Origin of the sequence: Methylobacterium phyllostachyos, assembly GCF_900103445.1 — a bacterium.
In the GTDB taxonomy this organism is placed as follows: Bacteria; Pseudomonadota; Alphaproteobacteria; order Rhizobiales; family Beijerinckiaceae; genus Methylobacterium; species Methylobacterium phyllostachyos.
Map to the genome: position 1 here is coordinate 252,045 of NZ_FNHS01000008.1, position 16,161 is coordinate 268,205.

Annotated in this window: 17 protein-coding genes; 9 read left to right on the forward strand and 8 right to left on the reverse strand. The window is 70.5% G+C overall.

What is annotated here, in order from left to right; all coding sequences use genetic code 11:
• Positions 1-199 precede the first annotated feature (199 nt).
• Positions 200-1,519: an MFS transporter gene (locus tag BLQ49_RS14940; RefSeq protein ID WP_091716916.1), complete on the forward strand. Its 1,320-nt coding sequence runs from the start codon at positions 200-202 to the stop codon at positions 1,517-1,519.
• A gap of 69 nt (positions 1,520-1,588) precedes the next feature.
• A complete protein-coding gene (locus BLQ49_RS14945; protein ID WP_091716917.1) occupies positions 1,589-1,786 on the forward strand; it encodes a hypothetical protein in 198 nt (65 codons plus the stop codon).
• 41 nt (positions 1,787-1,827) lie between these two features.
• Here the strand turns inward: BLQ49_RS14945 and BLQ49_RS14950 are convergent, their stop codons facing one another.
• From BLQ49_RS14950 to BLQ49_RS14960, 3 genes are all read right to left on the reverse strand, one after another.
• Complete coding sequence (locus BLQ49_RS14950) at positions 1,828-2,697, reverse strand: amidohydrolase family protein (RefSeq protein ID WP_091716920.1); 870 nt, start codon at positions 2,695-2,697, stop codon at positions 1,828-1,830.
• Between the two features lie 2 nt (positions 2,698-2,699).
• Positions 2,700-4,004 (reverse strand): MFS transporter, encoded by a 1,305-nt coding sequence (locus tag BLQ49_RS14955; protein ID WP_091716922.1) that lies wholly within the window; start codon positions 4,002-4,004, stop codon positions 2,700-2,702.
• A gap of 132 nt (positions 4,005-4,136) precedes the next feature.
• On the reverse strand, positions 4,137-4,661 hold the full coding sequence (locus tag BLQ49_RS14960) for a hypothetical protein (protein ID WP_091716924.1): 525 nt from the start codon (positions 4,659-4,661) through the stop codon (positions 4,137-4,139).
• Positions 4,662-4,850: 189 nt separating this feature from the next.
• On the opposite strand from BLQ49_RS14960, the gene BLQ49_RS14965 reads away from it, so the two are divergent.
• Positions 4,851-5,603 (forward strand): phosphodiester glycosidase family protein, encoded by a 753-nt coding sequence (locus BLQ49_RS14965; RefSeq protein WP_091716926.1) that lies wholly within the window; start codon positions 4,851-4,853, stop codon positions 5,601-5,603.
• A gap of 9 nt (positions 5,604-5,612) precedes the next feature.
• Here BLQ49_RS14965 and BLQ49_RS14970 read toward each other — a convergent pair whose 3' ends face one another.
• On the reverse strand, positions 5,613-6,731 hold the full coding sequence (locus tag BLQ49_RS14970; RefSeq protein WP_091716927.1) for an NADH:flavin oxidoreductase/NADH oxidase: 1,119 nt from the start codon (positions 6,729-6,731) through the stop codon (positions 5,613-5,615).
• A 190-nt stretch (positions 6,732-6,921) separates the two neighbouring features.
• On the opposite strand from BLQ49_RS14970, the gene BLQ49_RS14975 reads away from it, so the two are divergent.
• Positions 6,922-7,398: a phospholipase A2 family protein gene (locus BLQ49_RS14975; RefSeq protein ID WP_244507604.1), complete on the forward strand. Its 477-nt coding sequence runs from the start codon at positions 6,922-6,924 to the stop codon at positions 7,396-7,398.
• Positions 7,399-7,419: 21 nt separating this feature from the next.
• On the opposite strand, the gene BLQ49_RS14980 is transcribed toward BLQ49_RS14975, so the two are convergent.
• The 3 genes from BLQ49_RS14980 to BLQ49_RS14990 form a co-directional block, all read right to left on the reverse strand.
• Entirely contained in the window at positions 7,420-8,625 is a 1,206-nt protein-coding gene (locus tag BLQ49_RS14980; RefSeq protein ID WP_091716929.1) for an extracellular catalytic domain type 1 short-chain-length polyhydroxyalkanoate depolymerase, read from the reverse strand.
• A 72-nt stretch (positions 8,626-8,697) separates the two neighbouring features.
• A complete protein-coding gene (locus tag BLQ49_RS14985; protein WP_091716932.1) occupies positions 8,698-9,117 on the reverse strand; it encodes a CopG family transcriptional regulator in 420 nt (139 codons plus the stop codon).
• Between the two features lie 228 nt (positions 9,118-9,345).
• Entirely contained in the window at positions 9,346-11,271 is a 1,926-nt protein-coding gene (locus BLQ49_RS14990; protein ID WP_091716934.1) for a propionyl-CoA synthetase, read from the reverse strand.
• 202 nt (positions 11,272-11,473) lie between these two features.
• Between BLQ49_RS14990 and pip the strand changes: the two genes are divergently transcribed.
• Complete coding sequence (pip, locus tag BLQ49_RS14995; protein WP_091716936.1) at positions 11,474-12,436, forward strand: prolyl aminopeptidase; 963 nt, start codon at positions 11,474-11,476, stop codon at positions 12,434-12,436.
• A 119-nt stretch (positions 12,437-12,555) separates the two neighbouring features.
• Here pip and BLQ49_RS15000 read toward each other — a convergent pair whose 3' ends face one another.
• On the reverse strand, positions 12,556-12,738 hold the full coding sequence (locus BLQ49_RS15000) for a YdcH family protein (protein ID WP_091716938.1): 183 nt from the start codon (positions 12,736-12,738) through the stop codon (positions 12,556-12,558).
• A gap of 176 nt (positions 12,739-12,914) precedes the next feature.
• Here BLQ49_RS15000 and BLQ49_RS15005 point away from each other — a divergent pair, with 176 nt between their 5' ends.
• The 4 genes from BLQ49_RS15005 to BLQ49_RS15020 all read left to right on the forward strand — a co-directional run bounded on the left by BLQ49_RS15005 (position 12,915) and on the right by BLQ49_RS15020 (position 16,033).
• Positions 12,915-13,133 (forward strand): YdcH family protein, encoded by a 219-nt coding sequence (locus BLQ49_RS15005; RefSeq protein WP_091716940.1) that lies wholly within the window; start codon positions 12,915-12,917, stop codon positions 13,131-13,133.
• A gap of 78 nt (positions 13,134-13,211) precedes the next feature.
• On the forward strand, positions 13,212-13,709 hold the full coding sequence (purE, locus tag BLQ49_RS15010; protein WP_091716942.1) for a 5-(carboxyamino)imidazole ribonucleotide mutase: 498 nt from the start codon (positions 13,212-13,214) through the stop codon (positions 13,707-13,709).
• Positions 13,710-13,725: 16 nt separating this feature from the next.
• On the forward strand, positions 13,726-14,835 hold the full coding sequence (locus tag BLQ49_RS15015) for a 5-(carboxyamino)imidazole ribonucleotide synthase (RefSeq protein ID WP_091716944.1): 1,110 nt from the start codon (positions 13,726-13,728) through the stop codon (positions 14,833-14,835).
• A 325-nt stretch (positions 14,836-15,160) separates the two neighbouring features.
• Complete coding sequence (locus BLQ49_RS15020) at positions 15,161-16,033, forward strand: tetratricopeptide repeat protein (protein ID WP_091716946.1); 873 nt, start codon at positions 15,161-15,163, stop codon at positions 16,031-16,033.
• Positions 16,034-16,161 lie beyond the last annotated feature (128 nt).

Consider the following 16,161-nt stretch of genomic DNA (forward strand, 5'->3'; position numbering starts at 1 on the left):
TGGCGCGTGCCCGGAGCCGTGAGCCGTGACGTTGCGTCCGTTCGGCCACGATCGTTGGCGCTCGCGGTTTTTGCTGCCGGTCGGTTCGGAGAGGCATCGACCGTAAGGCGCCCGCCCTCGCGGGCCCTTTACGTCACTCTGGTCCTGGCGCATGCGAGGGGCGCTTCTGAATTCAAAATACCGACGCGCGCGAGGATCGATGGCCGTCACCACCGCAGCCCCGGCCGCTGGGCCTGGACAAAACCAGTCCGCCCGGGCGGCGCTCGCGGCCTTCGTGGGCACCACGATCGAGTGGTACGACTTCTTCATCTACGGCACCGCCGCGGCCCTGGTGTTCGGCCCGCTCTTCTTCACAACAGAATCGCCCTACATCGCGACGCTCTCGGCCTTCGGCACCTTCGCGGTGGGCTTCCTGGCCCGGCCGCTCGGCGGCCTGATCTTCGGGCATCTCGGCGACCGGTTCGGGCGCAAGCGCGCCCTGGTGGCGACGCTCGTGATGATGGGCATCGCCACCTCGGGGATCGGCCTGCTGCCGACCTACGCGTCGGTCGGCCTCTGGGCGCCGGTGATGCTGGTCGTCCTGCGGCTGATCCAGGGGCTCGCGGTCGGCGGCGAGTGGGGCGGGGCGGTGCTGATGGCCGCCGAGCATGCGCCGGCCGGGCGCAACACCTTCTTCGCCTCCTTCGCGCAGCTCGGCAGCCCCGCCGGGCAGATCCTGTCGCTCCTGGCCTTCCGCCTCGCCGGCCTCCTCGACAAGGAGAGTTTCCTGAGCTGGGGCTGGCGGGTGCCCTTCCTGGTGAGCATCCTGCTGCTCGCAGTGGGGCTCGCGATCCGTCTCGGCGTCGCGGAATCGCCGGCCTTCGAGAAGACCCAGGCCGCGGGCGGACCGCCGCCGGCCCCCGTGCGCGAGGTGCTGACCGGCTACCTCAAGCCGGTCCTGCTGGCGGCTGGGGCCAACACCTTCGCGATCGCCTCGGTCTACCTGTTCAACACCTTCATGATCGCGTTCACCACGCAGTATCTCGGTATCGCCCGGGCCACGATCCTCGACGCCCTGCTGATCGGCGCCGTGGTGCAGCTGGTGATGACACCGGTGGGCGCCCGGATCGCGGAGCTGATCCGCAACGAGCGGCTGTTCCTGCAGGGTACGCTGATCTGGGCGATGCTGGCGCCCTATCCCCTGTTCTGGCTGGTGGAGACCAAGTCGGTGCCGCTGATCGTGCTGGGCCTCGCCCTGAACGTGATCGGCAGCGCGACCTTCTACGCGGTGATCGCCGGCTACCTCGCGGGCGCCTTCCCGGCCCGGGTGCGCTACTCGGCGATCTCGATCGCCTACCAGTTCTGCGGGGCGCTCGCCGGCGGCCTGACCCCCCTCGTCGGAACGGTGCTGGCCGAGCGCTTCCAGGGCCATTGGTGGCCGATCGCCGTGTTCGGCACGGTGCTGGCGGGCGTGTCCTTCGTCTGCGTGACGCTGATCGGCGGCTACCGGGCGCGCCAGCGCGGCTTCCTCGACGGGTGATCCCCGTTCGCTCAAAGGCTCCGAATTCGGATAACCGCGGATTCAGACCGGCGGTCTAGGCTCGGCGCCATGGATTCGATCGCCGCAGCCGCCGTCCAGATGCTGGGTTCGTCCCAGAACCAGCAGATCGGCATTGCCGTCGCCAAGCAGCAGCTCTCGGCCGACAAGGCTGTCGCCGGGCTCGTGGCAGACAGTGCCGCTCAAGCGGCGAGCGCCGGTCCGCCCGCGCCGGCCGGACAGGGGTTGAGCGTCGATCTGCGGGTCTGACGGGGGCGCCCTGCGCGTCCGCGGCGGCGGTCGGCCTGTCCCTACCCGAAGCCGTAGAGCCGCCGTGGGTTGTCGACGAAGACCAGCCTGCGCCGGCCTTCGTCCGGCACCCAGTCGGCCATCAGGTCGAGGAGGGTCGTCGTCCGCGGTGGCCCGTCCCAGGCGGCGACGTGGGGCCAGTCCGAGCCCCAGAGGCAGCGCTCCGGCGCGGCCTCGTTGAGGGCGCGGGCGAAGGGGATCGTGTCGGCGTAGGGCGGCCCGGTGACGGAATCCCGGAAGGCGCCCGAGAGCTTGACCCAGTTCCCGTCGGCGACGAGCCCGAGCAGGGCCTGGAAGCCTGGATGCTCCACCCCCGCCGAGGTCGGCATGTGGCCCATATGGTCGAAGACCAAGGGCACGGGCAGCCGCGACAGGCGGCCGGCGATCGGCGGCAGCTCCCGGGCGTCGAGCAGGAACTGGAGATGCCAGCCCATCTCCCGGGCGAGCGCCCCGTAGGACTCGACCGCGTCGAGCCCGACCCCGCCGCCGAACAGCACGTTGAGGCGCAGGCCCACCACGCCGGATTCCTTGAGGGCGGCGAGCTCCGCGTCGGGCAGGCCGAGGGGGATCACCGCGATGCCGCGCAGGCGCTGCCGGTGGGCGCGCAGGGTCTCGACCATCAGCCGATTGTCGGTGCCGTGGACGCTGACTTGGACCAGCACGCCGTTGGCCATACCGGTCGCACCGAGCATCGCGAGATAGGCCTCCGCCGGGGCCGCCGGGGGCGTGTAGCTGCGGTCCGGCACCAGCGGATAGGCGGGCGGCAGGCCGATGACGTGGGCGTGGGTGTCGACCGCCCCCGCCGGCACGACGTAGCGGGTCGGGCCGCCCGGATGCGGGTCCGGGGCGGGGCAGTCTCGGATCTCGGGCATGATCAGCTATCCGCGTGCAGGACCTTGCCGCGCGTCTCGGGCAGCGCGTAGGCGGCCAGGAAGAACACCCCGTAGGCGGCGGCCGCGAAGATCGCGATCGCCGAGGCGAGGCCGACGCGCTCCGACAGGTAGCCGACCAGCGCCGGGAACAGCGCCCCGATGCCCCGGCCGAAATTGTAGCAGAACCCCTGCCCCGAGCCGCGCAGCCGCGTCGGGTACAGTTCGGTCAGGAAGGCGCCCATCCCGGAGAAGTAGCCGGAGGCGAAGAAGCCGAGCGGAAAGCCCAGCACCCAGAGCACGCCGTTCGACAGCGGAATCTGCGTGTAGGCGACGATTACGGCGATCGCGCCCAGCGAGAAGATCAGGAACAGCGGCCGCCGCCCCAGCCGGTCGGCGAGCCACGCACCGACCAAGTAGCCGGTGAACGAGCCGACGATCAGCGCCGAGAGGTAGCCGGTGGAGGAGACGATCGACAGGTGGCGCTCGGTGGTGAGGAAGCGCGGCACCCAGGTGGTGATCGCGTAATAGCCGCCCTGGCAGCCCGCCGCCGCCAGGGAGGCGAGCAGCGTCGTCTTGAGGATCGGCCCGGAAAAGATCTCCCAGATCCGCGGCCGGTCGCCGGCCGCCGCTGCCCGGGCGCGGGTCTCGGCGGCGACCTGCGGCTCCTCGACGTAGCGGCGCAGATAGAAGATCAGCAGAGCTGGCAGCGCGCCGACCGCGAACATCCAGCGCCACGCGGTCTCGGGCGGCAGGAGCGAGAACAGCACCGCCTGCGACAGGACCGCGAGGCCCCAGCCGATCGCCCAGCCGGACTGCACGGAGCCGACGGCCCGGCCGCGATACTCGGCCCGGATCGTCTCGCCGATCAATACGGCGCCCGCCGCCCACTCGCCGCCGAAGCCGAGGCCGAGGATCGCCCGGGCGATCAGCAACTGGTCGAAACTCTGCACGAAGGCGCAGAGCAGCGAGAACACCGAGAACCACAGGATCGTGATCTGCAGGGTGAGGACCCGGCCGATCCGGTCGGCAACGTAGCCCGCGAGCCAGCCGCCGAGTGCCGAGGCCAGCAGCGTCACCGTGGCGGCGAGCCCGGCCGTACCGGAATCGACGTGCCACAGGCTCATGATCGTCCCGATCACCAGCGGGTAGATCATGAAATCCATGCCGTCGAGGCACCAGCCGGCGGCGCACGCCCAGAAGGTGTGCCGCTCCGTGGGCGTCATCGAGCGATAGAAGGCCCCAAGGCTGGCGTCGTGGATCTCGACCGCGTCCACGCCGCCCGTGCCCTGTCCGGTTGCCGTACTCATGCGCCCTCTCCCGCCGTGCGATACCAGTATCGGCGTGCCAAGCGGTGCTGTCCAACGCCGTGGTGAGGGCCCGGCAAAGAAAAGGCCGCCCGAAGGCGGCCTGTCCCAGTCGTCTCGCTTGCGGAGCGCCGCTCAGTAGCAGCGCTCGATCAGAACCCGGCGGTAGCCGTAGGGGGTCCAGCGCACCCGCGGGACCGTGTAGCAGCCGCCGCCGTAGCCGTAATCGCCACCATACCCGTAGCCGACCGGCGCGTAGCCGCCGTACCCGTAGCCGTAGCCCGGGTAGCCGTAGCCACCGTAACCGCCATAGCCACCGTAGAGGCCGCCGGCTGCCAGACCCAGGCCGACGCCGAGACCCAGTCCGCCGAGGCCGTAGCCGTAGCCGCCGCGGTAGCCGTACCCGCGACCGTAGAATCCGCGCCCGTAACCGCCGCGATAGCCGAACCCGCCGCCCCGGAAGCCGGCGCCCCGGAAGCCGCCGAAGCCGCCCCGGAACCCGCCGCCGCGGAAGCCGCCGAAGCCGCCGCCGTGGAAGCCGCCGCCGAAACCGCCGCCATGGAACCCACCGCCGCCGAAGCCGCGCGCATCCGCGCTGGCAGGTGCGAGCGCCAGAGCGCCAGCCGCCAGCAGGGTCGAGCAGAGCACTGCACCCTTCATCACGTCATCTCCGTCGAAAACCGCCCTCTGGTGCAAGAAACGTCGGACAATACAAAACAGTTCAGGTGAAGACCGCGACGTGCCGCCGCTGTTTGATCGGCAAGCTCTGAGACGGATTCGGACTCGAAAATCGCCGCTTTCGGGGGCGACAGGCCCTGCGAACGCTTCCCGAGCAGCCTGGAACGAGTCATGACGCTACGCCCGGCTCACGCCCTGTTGATCGCGCTCCTCGCGCTGACCGCGCCCAACCGCGCCCCGGCCGCGCCCGCGGTCTCCGAACCCTGCCGGCCCTTGGAGGCGCAGGGTGAGACCTTCACGGTCTGCACGATCGACCTGCGGCGGCAGCGGCTGAAGCTCTTCTGGCTCCAGCCGGACGGACGGCCCTACGGGTCGCTCGGCACGCTGGCCGAGGCGCAGGGCCGGCGCCTCGACTTCGCGATGAATGCCGGCATGTACGATAAGGACCAGGCGCCGGTGGGCCTTTATGTCGAGGATGGGCGCGAGATGAAGCGCGTCTCCACCGCGGACGGGCCGGGCAACTTCCACCTCAAGCCGAACGGCGTGTTCTGGGTGAAGGGGGAGCGCGCGGGGGTGCTCGATACCCCGCATTACCTGCGCGCCAAGATCCGCCCGGACTACGCCACGCAATCCGGGCCCATGCTGGTGATCGACGGCCAGATCCACCCCAAGATCTCCGCCGACGGGCCGAGCCAGAAGATCCGCAACGGCGTCGGCGTGGTCGAGGACGGGCACGTGGCGATCTTCGCGATCTCCGAGCGGCCGGTGACCTTCGGGGCGTTCGCACGGCTGTTCAAGGACGACCTCGGCTGCCGCAACGCCCTGTTCCTCGATGGCACGGTGTCGAGCCTCCACGCACCGAATCTCGGTCGGACCGATATCAGCCGGCCGCTCGGGCCGTTGGTCGGGGCGGCGCCGCGGTGAGGAAAAGCCTCACCGCTGGCCGAACGCCGTATCCTTGAACAGATCCTTGTATTCCCGCGGCTGCGAGCGCCAGTACTGCTTGGGCGCCCGCACCCGGGCGCCGAGTTCGGCCGCCGCGTGCCAGGGCCAGCGCGGATCGTAGAGCATGGCGCGGGCCAGCGAGATCGCGTCCGCCCGGCCCTCCTGCAGGATCGCCTCGGCCTGCTGGGCTTCGGTGATCAGCCCCACCGCGATGGTGGTCAGCCCGGTCTCGGCCTTGATCCGCTCGGCATAGGGCACCTGATAGCCCGGCCCGAGCTTGATCGCCTGCTTGGGCGAGACGCCCCCCGTGGAGACGTGGAGCGCCGGCGAGCCCGCGCGCTTCAACGCCTTGGCCAATTCCACGGTCTCGTCGATGTCCCAGCCGTCCTCGACCCAATCGGTGGCCGAGACGCGCAGCCAGACCGGGCTGCCCGCCGGCACGACGTCGCGCACCGCGTCGTAGACCTCCAGCGGGAAGCGCATCCGGTTCTCCAGGCTGCCGCCGTACTGGTCGGTGCGCTTGTTGGCGATGGGCGACAGGAACTGGTGCAGCAGGTAGCCATGGGCCCCGTGCAACTCCACGGCCTCGATGCCGAGCCGCACGGCGCGCTTGGCGGTGGCCACGAACTGGTCGCGGACGCGGCGGAGGTCGGCGGCGTCGAGGGCGTGGGGCGGCACCTCGCCCTCCCCGTGCGCCAGCGCCGAGGGCGCCTCGGTGCGCCAGCCATACGCGTGCTCGGGCGGGATCTGCTGGCCGCCGTCCCAGGGCGCCGCGCTCGACGCCTTGCGGCCGGCATGGGCGATCTGGATGCAGACTGGGATCGGCGCGTATTCGCGGATCGCGTCGAGCACGCGGCCGAGCGCGCGCTCGCAACCGTCGTTGTAGAGGCCGAGGTCCCAGGCGGTGATCCGCGCCTCGGGCGAGACCGCGGTGGCCTCCAGGGTCAGCAGACCGGCCCCCGACATGGCGAGCTGGCCCAGATGCATCATGTGCCAATCTGTGGCCTCGCCATCCCGGGCCGAATATTGGCACATCGGCGCGATCAGGATGCGGTTCTCGAGGGTGAGCGCGTCGAGCGTCAGCGGTTCGAACAGGCGAGCGGTCATCGGCAACTCCCAGTGGAGGCCCCACTCTGGCGCAGGACGGGCGCGGGAGCCAGTGCGGTGCGGCAGAGCACCCCTGCCCTGTGCCAGTTCGGGAACTTGCGGAGATCGCCGGCCGTTTTTTGGCCTGTTGCCGCACCACGGCAACCGATGCGAACCGCCTGAGGGGGCGAGATCGCTAGAGGTCCCTACGATGCTCACGAAACTTGCCGCCCCGCTCCTTCTGGCTGCCGGCTACGCCGCCCTCGCGGTGCCGTCGCAGGCCCAGCCCGCCGCCTTCGGTGGTCCCAAGATCCTGATCCACGGCAATTATTGCGGGCCGGGCAACAACGCCCCGCTGCCGCCGATCGATGCCCTCGATGCGGCCTGCGCCCGGCACGACGCCTGCACGCCGCAGGGTGGCCTGCCGACGGAGGCTTGCAACCTGCGCCTGCAGCAGGATGCGGCGCTGATCGCCCGCGACCCGCGCCAGCCCGAGAAGCTCCGCTCGATGGCGGGACTGATCGCCGCGACCGCGACCCTGATCCCGTCCGAGTCGGGCCCGCAGCGGATGCCGGCTGCGTTCGCCAACGGGGCGGGGCCGGGCGCCTATGCGTCGAGCCTGCCCGCGCACGCTCCGGATGCCGGCGTCGCGCAGGACGACGACGGGGACGATGCTGACGCCGACTGAGCGGCGGCGCCGCGCCCGGGGTCAGGCCCCGGCGCGCGGTTCCAGCGTGTGGGACAGGAAGAAGCGCAGCATCGCCCGGCTCGCATCCGGTCCCCGCGGCTCCGTATAGGATCCGGCCGGGCTGCCCCCCGACCACGCGTGCCCGGCCCCGTGCAGGAGCCAGTGCTCCTGAACCGGCCGACCCGATGCGTCGCTCCGGACCGTGCGGGTATAGGCGATGCCCCCCGGGCTCGTGTCCCGCGTGACCGTCTCGGTGAGGCCCGGGGCGGCTCCGGCCTGGGCCAGCACCTGATCGCCGTTGGCGGGATGAACGGTGCGGTCGCCATCGCCGTGGAACACGATGGTGGGCACCGCCCGGGGATTGGTCCGGGTGGGCCCGGCCTGCCCCTTCATCGCCGCCAGCGCGCTCGGCAGGTCGCGGGCGGCGCCGCAGGCCAGCCCGGAATGGATCCCGACGGCGGCGAACAGGTCCGGATAGGTCGCCGCCAGAATCGCCGCCGCGGCGCCGCCGGCCGAGAGCCCCGCCGCATAGACCCGGGTCGGATCGGCCGAGAACTCCGCGATCACGGCCCGGGCGATGCCGGCGATGAGTTCCGGTTCGCCGCCCTCGCGCGCCTGATCGCCGGCCGCGTACCAGTTCCAGCACCGCTGCATATGGGCCGATTGCGCCTGCGCCGGATAGGCGACCAGGAAGGTCTGCTCCTCGGCCAGCGCGTTCATCTGTGTGCCCGCGGCGAAATCGTCCGGGTCCTGGGTGCAGCCGTGCAGCATCACCACGAGGGGCAGGGCTCGGCCCGCATAGCCGCTCGGCACGTAGACCTTGTAGCGCCGGCTGCCGGCGGTCCCCGTGAACGCCCGCTCCTCGAACCGCGCGCCGGGGGGGACCGGAACCGGTGACCGGCCCCGGGAGGCCGGGCGTCCCTCACGCAGCCCCCGCATCAGCGCCGACGGGTCGAACTCCGGCTGCGCCGCCCTGCCCTGCCCCGGCCGCGGGGCCGTCCAGGCGCCGCCGGGAGCTCCGGGGGCCTCCATGTCAAGGATCGTGTCGCCGCCGGCTGCCGGGCCGGAGGGATCGCCCGGCCGACCGTAGGTCTGCGCCCATTTGGCAAAGGCCGCCTCCTGGGTGCGCTGGAACCGGACCATCCGCTCCGAGAGGCGGTCGGTGCCGGCGCTCCCGTGCGGGGGCAGGTCGAATTTGGACAGATCGATCTTCGGAAAGCGGAACATGGGCCGATCCTTCGGGATGGAGTTCGGATACGGCCGGACGGTTCACCCGCCTCTGCGACCGGCTGCAGGAGGTCAGGCGATCCGGTCGGCCAGGGCGGCCTTCACGGCAGGGCTTGCCTGGAAGGTGCCGAGAACCTCGACGGAGGCGATGGCGGCGCGAGCCAACTCCGGCGTGACGTCGCCCGCGACGGTGGCGAGGCCCAGCACCTGGATGTGCAGGAGCCGCCCGGAATCGCGCGCTGCTTCGAGTTCGGCCCGCCCGTAATGCGCGATCCCGAGGCGGAGCTGGCGCCGGGCCACGGATTGGCGAACCGCGTCGTCGTGCCGGTCGAGCTGGTTGCGTACGGCGGTGCGGATGAAGTCGGCCCGGTTGGCGTAGAAGCCGTCCCGGACCATCAGGTCGATGCGGCCGAGATCGACGAAGCCGAGATTGACCGTGATTTTCTCGCTGTCCGGCACCTTCGGCCGGGGGTCGGGTATGGGGTTACTCATCGCCTCGCCATCTCTGGACCATCCCAGTGGATGGTCCAGAGATGGCGACGGGCTGGCAAGGTGCAATGCCCACCATCCCGAAAAGTCATGGTTTCGAAAGGGCGAGCCCTTTCGCGGGTGCAGGGCGGAGCCCTGCATACGGGTTCGGTGCCCCCCACCAGGGGCACCGAACCCGTGCGTCGGGGTTTCACCCCGACACCCCACCAAAGGGCTTGCCCTTTGGGATCCCTAGGTTTCGCCGATGCCCCGTCCTTTCAGGGTGTCGCCGATCTCGTCGAGGGCGGTGGCGTCGTCGATCGTGGCGGGCATCGTCCACGGTTCGTGGTCGGCGATGCGCTTCATGGTGGCCCGCAGGATCTTGCCTGACCGGGTCTTGGGCAGCCGCGGTACGGTGAGCGCCAGCTTGAAGGCAGCCACCGGGCCGATCTCGTCGCGCACCTTGGCGACGAGTTCCCGCTCGATCGCCTCGGTCGACCGGTCGACGCCGGCCTTCAGCACCACGAAGCCGCAGGGCACCTCCCCCTTCAGGGAGTCGCGGATGCCGATCACCGCGCATTCGGCCACGTCCGGATGGCCGGCCAGCACCGCCTCCATGCCGCCGGTGGAGAGCCGGTGGCCCGCCACGTTGATGATGTCGTCGGTCCGCCCCAGGACCGTGATGTAGCCGTCGCCGTCGATCACCCCGGCATCCGAGGTGTCGTAATAGCCCGGGAAGGTGGCGAGATAGCTCGACCGCATCCGCTCGTCCGAGCCCCAGAGGGTCGGCAGGCAACCGGGCGGCAGCGGCAGGCGGATCGCGATCGTGCCCATCGTGTCGGCCGGGACGGGCTTGCCGCCCTCGTCCAAGACCTCGACTCGGTAGCCCGGCATCGGCACGCAGGTGCTGCCGTGCTTCACCGGCAGCAGGCCGAGGCCCATCGGGTTGCCGGCGATCGGCCAGCCGGTCTCGGTCTGCCACCAATGGTCGATCACCGGCCGGTTCAGCACCCGTTCGGCCCAGGCGACCGAATCCGGGTCCGCGCGCTCGCCGGCCAGGAACAGGCTGCGGAAGGCCGAGAGGTCATAATCGGCGATCCGGGCGCCGGCGGAATCCTCCTTCTTGATGGCGCGGAGCGCCGTCGGCGCCGTGAACAGGCACACGACCCCGTACTCGGCAACCACCCGCCAGAAGGCGCCGGCATCGGGGGTACCCACCGGCTTACCCTCGTACAGCACCGTGGTGCAGCCATGCAGGAGCGGCGCGTAGACGATATAGGAATGCCCGACGACCCAGCCGATGTCGGAGGCGCAGAAATAGGTCTCGCCGGGCTGCACCCCGTAGAGATTGGGCATCGACCACGCGAGCGCCACGAGGTAGCCGCCCGTGTCGCGCACCACGCCCTTGGGCTTCCCGGTCGTGCCGGAGGTGTAGAGGATGTAGAGTGGGTCGGTGGCGGCGACCGGCACGCACGCCGCTCGCTTTCCTGCGGCGGCGGCTTCCGCCACGGCCTCGGCCCAGTCGCTGTCCCGCCCCGGCGCGAGCGTTGCCGCGCATTGGGGGCGCTGGAGGATCAGGCAGGCCTCCGGCTTGTGGCGCGAGGCGTCGATCGCCGCGTCGAGGAGCGGCTTGTAGGCGACCACGCGATTCGGCTCGATCCCGCAGGAGGCCGCCAGCACCACCTTGGGCGCCGCATCCTCAATCCGCACCGCCAGCTCGTTCGCCGCGAATCCGCCGAACACCACCGAGTGGACCGCTCCGAGCCGCGCGCAGGCCAGCATGCCGAACAGGGCCTCGGGCACCATCGGCATGTAGAGAATCACCCGATCGCCCTGGCCAACCCCGAGCCCGGCCAACACCGCGGCCAGCGTCGAGACCTCCTCGCGCAAGTCTCGGTAGGTGATGCTGCGCTTCGTGCCAGTGACGGGGGAATCGTAGCGGATCGCCACCTGCCCGGCCCGCGGCCCGTCGGCGTGCCGGTCGACGGCGTTGTGGCAGGCGTTGAGCGAACCGTCCGGAAACCAGCGGCCATAGGGGCCGGATTCCGGCGCGAAAGCTTGGGTGGGCGCCTGCGCCCAGTCGATCGCGCGGGCCGCGTCGAGCCAGAACGCCTCCGGGTCGCGCAGGGCCGCGTTGTAGATTTCCGGATAGCGGCCCGGAAGGCTGTCGGTCGTCATCGGTCGGCGTTCCCCGTGCCGCTCTCCGGCGGCGGGGGCAGAGTAGCGCATTCTCGTGCGGGGGCGAGACAGGGCGTGAGCACTGTGAGGGCAGGGCGCCTCGACCGTCGCGATGTCAGCGCACTTTGAAGCTTGGTGGATGTAACGGAATCCTGTCGCCGCGCCGCGCGTGGGCGTGCTCCTGGGTCGGTGGGATGGTGCGATGACGCTTGCATCGGATGAGCCGCGAATCGCTGGCTTTGAGGCGGGGCATCTCAGCGTTGCCGGCGGACACCTCATCTACTGGGAGGTCTCGGGCCATCCGGATGGCAAGCCTGCGCTGTTCCTCCATGGCGGACCCGGCTCCCCGGCGCGTTCGGGTGGCTACCGGCGGCTGTTCGATCCGGCGCGGTATCGGCTCGTCTCCATCGATCAACGGGGCTGCGGGCGCAGCAGCCCCCTCGTCGTGGAGGCCCTGGAGCGCCTCCACGAGAACACGACGCCGGCCCTGATCGGCGATCTCGAGGCGGTTCGAGAGCACCTCGGCATATCCCGGTGGCTAGTCGCGGGCACATCCTGGGGCACCACCTTGGCGCTCGCCTACGCGCAGGCACATCCCGAAATCGTCACCGCGTTGGTGCTGGGCGCCGTTACCACCACGAGTCGCGCGGAGGTGGACTGGATCACCGAAGAAATCGGCCGGGTCTTCCCCGACGCGTGGCATCGCTTCGCGGCCGCTTCAGGCCGCCGCGAAGGCGAACGGATCGTTGAGGCCTATGCGCGGCGCTTGGCGGGCGACGATCCGGAGGATCGCGCGCAGGCCACCGCTGCCTGGTGTGCCTGGGAGAATATTCATGTCTCCCTCAGCCCCGGCTTCAAGCCGCTCGACTTCCCCGATCCCGTATCTGCGGCGGTCTTCGCGACGCTCGTGACCCATTACTGGGTGAACGACGCCTTCCTGTCCGGAGAGGCCAGGATCCTCGATCGTATGGACCGGATCCAGGACATCCCGGGTGTCCTGATCCACGGCCGACGCGATATCAGCAGTCCGAGCATGACGCCCTGGCGGCTGCATCGGCTCTGGCCGGCGAGCTGGCTGCACATCGTGGAGACCGAGGGGCATGGCGGTCCGGAGATGAGTGCCGAGATGCGGCGTGCCCTCGATGCTTTCGCGAGCGGCCGGTGAGGTTCGCAGCCCATGTCCCGGAACGCGAGGTCGCGCAACGCAGAACCGCCGCACCGGGGCTCCCGATGCGGCGGCGTCTGTGGTGCTGGGTCTATGAACTGTGAAGACGGATCAGTGGCTCAGTGCAGGGTGTCGCCGGCCCCCCGGAGCCGGTTGATCTCGTCCTTGAGGAGGAGTTTCCGTCGCTTCAGTTCGGCGATGTGGAGGTCGTTCGCCGAAGGCCTGTGGATCGCTTCCTGAATCTCGCGCTCGAGGGCTTCGTGCTTCCGGGCGAGTTGGCTCAGATGCGTCTGCAGCGACATGAGTCGAATCTCCTGTCATCGTTTCGACACGCCAAGACTGACACAGGATGCCGCACCTGTTGAAGCGTTTTCTCCGGCTAAGCTTGGTGAAGGCTTGCCGGCATGGCTTGTCCCAGGGAAGGGCGTGACGCATGCTCTCATCGGGTGATGAGCGATCCTTTGGCCCGCAGGTGCAGATGGCGGACGAGTCGGGTGAGAACGCGCAGACGGACCTCCAGGCCGAGCTGGCCCGGTTGCGCGAGGAGCACCGGGATCTCGACAGCGCCATCGAGGCGCTGGAGCGCAGCGTCGCCGGGGATCAACTCCAGATCCAGCGCCTGAAGAAGCGCAAGCTGACCCTGCGCGACCGGATCTTCCATATCGAGGACGCGATCACGCCGGATATCATCGCCTGATACCGGTGGACGCCCCCGGGCGCCGTCTTGCCGCAGGGCCGCCGCGCCTGTAAGCGCCCTCTTTTGCCGGGATCAACGATGGCGTCGCCTCCGGTCGCGATCATCATGGGCAGCCAGTCCGACTGGGCGACCATGCGGCATGCCGCCGAGACGCTCGACGCGCTGGCCGTGCCCTACGACGCCCGGATCGTCTCGGCCCACCGCACCCCCGACCGGCTCGTCGCCTTCGCCAAGGGGGCGGTCGCGGCCGGCCTCAAGGTCGTGATCGCGGGGGCAGGCGGCGCCGCGCACCTGCCCGGCATGGCCGCCGCCATGACCCGCCTGCCGGTCTTCGGCGTGCCGGTGGAATCGAAGGCGCTCTCGGGGCAGGACAGCCTGCTCTCCATCGTCCAAATGCCGGCCGGCATCCCGGTTGGGACGCTGGCGATCGGCCGGGCCGGGGCGGTCAACGCGGCGTTGCTCGCCGCATCGGTGCTGGCGCTCTCCGATCCGGATCTGGCGGAGCGTCTGGAAGCGTGGCGCGCGGCTCAGACCGCGTCGGTGGCCGAGCGGCCGGAGACGGAAGCACAATCGTGACGGATGGGTTTCTCGCGTGACGGACAGGACCCTCGGCCCCGGCTCCACCCTCGGCATCGTCGGTGGCGGGCAGCTCGGGCGCATGATCGCGCTCGCGGCGGCGAATTACGGCCTCAAGGTGCACGTCTACGCCCCCGACCGCGACAGCCCCGCCTTCGATGTCGCCGCCCGCACCACCTGCGCGGCCTACGACGATCCCCAGGCGCTGGCCGACTTCGCGCAGAGCGTCGACGTCGTCACCTACGAGTTCGAGAACATCCCCCACGCCACCGCCGACATCCTGGCCCGGCACGCCCCCCTGCACCCAAACGCCCGGGCGCTCTCGACCACACAGGACCGCCTGTCGGAAAAAGAATTCATCAACGGGCTCGGCATCCCGACCGCGCCGTTCCAGGCGGTCGATACACCGGACGACCTCGACCGGGCGATCGCGGCGATCGGCCTGCCGGCGGTGCTCAAGACGCGCCGGTTCGGCTACGACGGCAAGGGCCAGCGCATCCTGCGGGAGCGGGCGGAGGGCGACCGCAACGCTCTGTTCGCCGAGTTCGGCGGCGCGCCGCTGATCCTCGAAGGCTTCGTGCCGTTCGAGCGCGAGGTCTCGGTGGTGGGCGCCCGCGCCCGCGACGGCAGCTTCGCGGCCTTCGACCTGTGCGAGAACGAGCACCGCGACCACATCCTGGCCCTGACCCGGGTGCCCGCCCCCGGCCTGGCGCCTGAGACCGGCCGCGCCGCCCTCGACATCGCCAAGCGCATCGCCGACGCGCTCGATTATGTCGGTGTGCTCGCCGTGGAGATGTTCCTGGTGCGGGAGGACGGGGCGGAACGGCTCGTGGTCAACGAAATCGCGCCGCGGGTCCACAATTCCGGCCACTGGACCATCGAGGGCGCGCTGACCTCGCAATTCGCCCAGCACGTCCGGGCGGTCTGCGGCTGGCCGCTCGGCGATCCGGCCCGGACTGGCGGCCTGCCGGTGGAGATGCGCAACCTGATCGGCGCCCAGGCCGACGACTGGCACGCGCTGCTGGCCGAGCCCGGCGCCCATCTGCACCTCTACGGCAAGGGCGAGGCCCGGCCCGGCCGGAAGATGGGGCATGTCACCCGGCTGGGATCCGAACCGGTCGGCTGAGGCCTCAAAGGCACACCCGTACCGTTGCGTGCCGGCCTGGGCGTCTGACGCGATGCCGGCGCGCGCGCGGGCCATACCTTCGCCACATCCCGCCGCTTCCACCACGGCGTGGTCGGTGCCGAATGCTGCCGGTCGATTCCCCGACGCCGTCCTGTCCGGACGGGCGACGGGATGAATCACCAGGGGCGCATCTTAAGCCGACCTTCACCGTGATGCGCGACGGTGCCCCGGATCGGGTGTGCCCGGCGCGCGGCGCGGGCTTGAGAACGGCGAGGGGCGGGGCGGGCGCGCGGGATGCGGGCCGCGCCTCGGGGAGAGTGGGGCGATGATCGTACGCAATGGGCTGGCACGGAAGACGGCGCTGATCGGCGCGGCCCTGGTCTCGGCCGGGGCGCTCGCGGGCTGCGAGACCGTCGGGAGCGCCGCCGGACCGCGCCAATACGCGGTGTTGGAGACGGACACGACCGGCGCCACCACGGTCAACATCGCCTCGCTGTCCGAGGTGATCCAGCGTAATCCGAACGACGCGGCCGCCTACACCACGCGCGGCGCCGCCTATGCCCGCGCCGGCCAGTTCAACGACGCCATCGCGGACTTCACGAAGGCGATCCAGCTCGATCCGAACTCGGTCTCGGCCTACAACAACCGGGCGTTGGCCAGCCGCCAGATCGGCCGTGACGCCGCCGCGCTGCAGGATTTCAGCAAGGCGATCAGCGTCGATCCGAATTACGGCCCGGCCTATATCGGCCGCGCCAATGTCGAGCGCGCCCAGGGCAACCTCGATGCGGCACTGAACGACCTCAACGTCGCGATCCGGCTGATGCCGGAATCGGCCGAGGCCTACCATGCCCGCGGCCTCGTGCGGCAGAAGCAGGGTCAGGAGACCCAGGCGATCGCCGATTTCGACGCCGCCATCGACCGCAACCCCTTCGTCGCTGCCCCCTACGCGGCGCGCGGCCAGAGCCTGATCGCCACCAACCAGTACGGCAAGGCGATCGAGGACTACAACGCGGCGCTCAACGTCAACAACAAGGACGCCACCTCCTGGGCGTATCGCGGCCTCGCTTACGAGAAGCAGGGGCAACGCAAGGAGGCGATGGAGAATTACCAGCGCGCCTCGACCATCGACCCGAACAATGCCGTCGCCCGCGCCGGCCTCGGCCGGGTCCAGGGCGGGGTCGGCTCGCTGTTCAACTGAACCGCACGACGGTCTGAAGACGGTTTCAAAAGGTCGAGACCTTTTGCGGGTGCCGGGGCAGAGCCCTGCAGTACGGGTCTTCAACCCCCTCCGAGGGGGTTGAAGACCCGTTCGTCGGGGGTTCACCC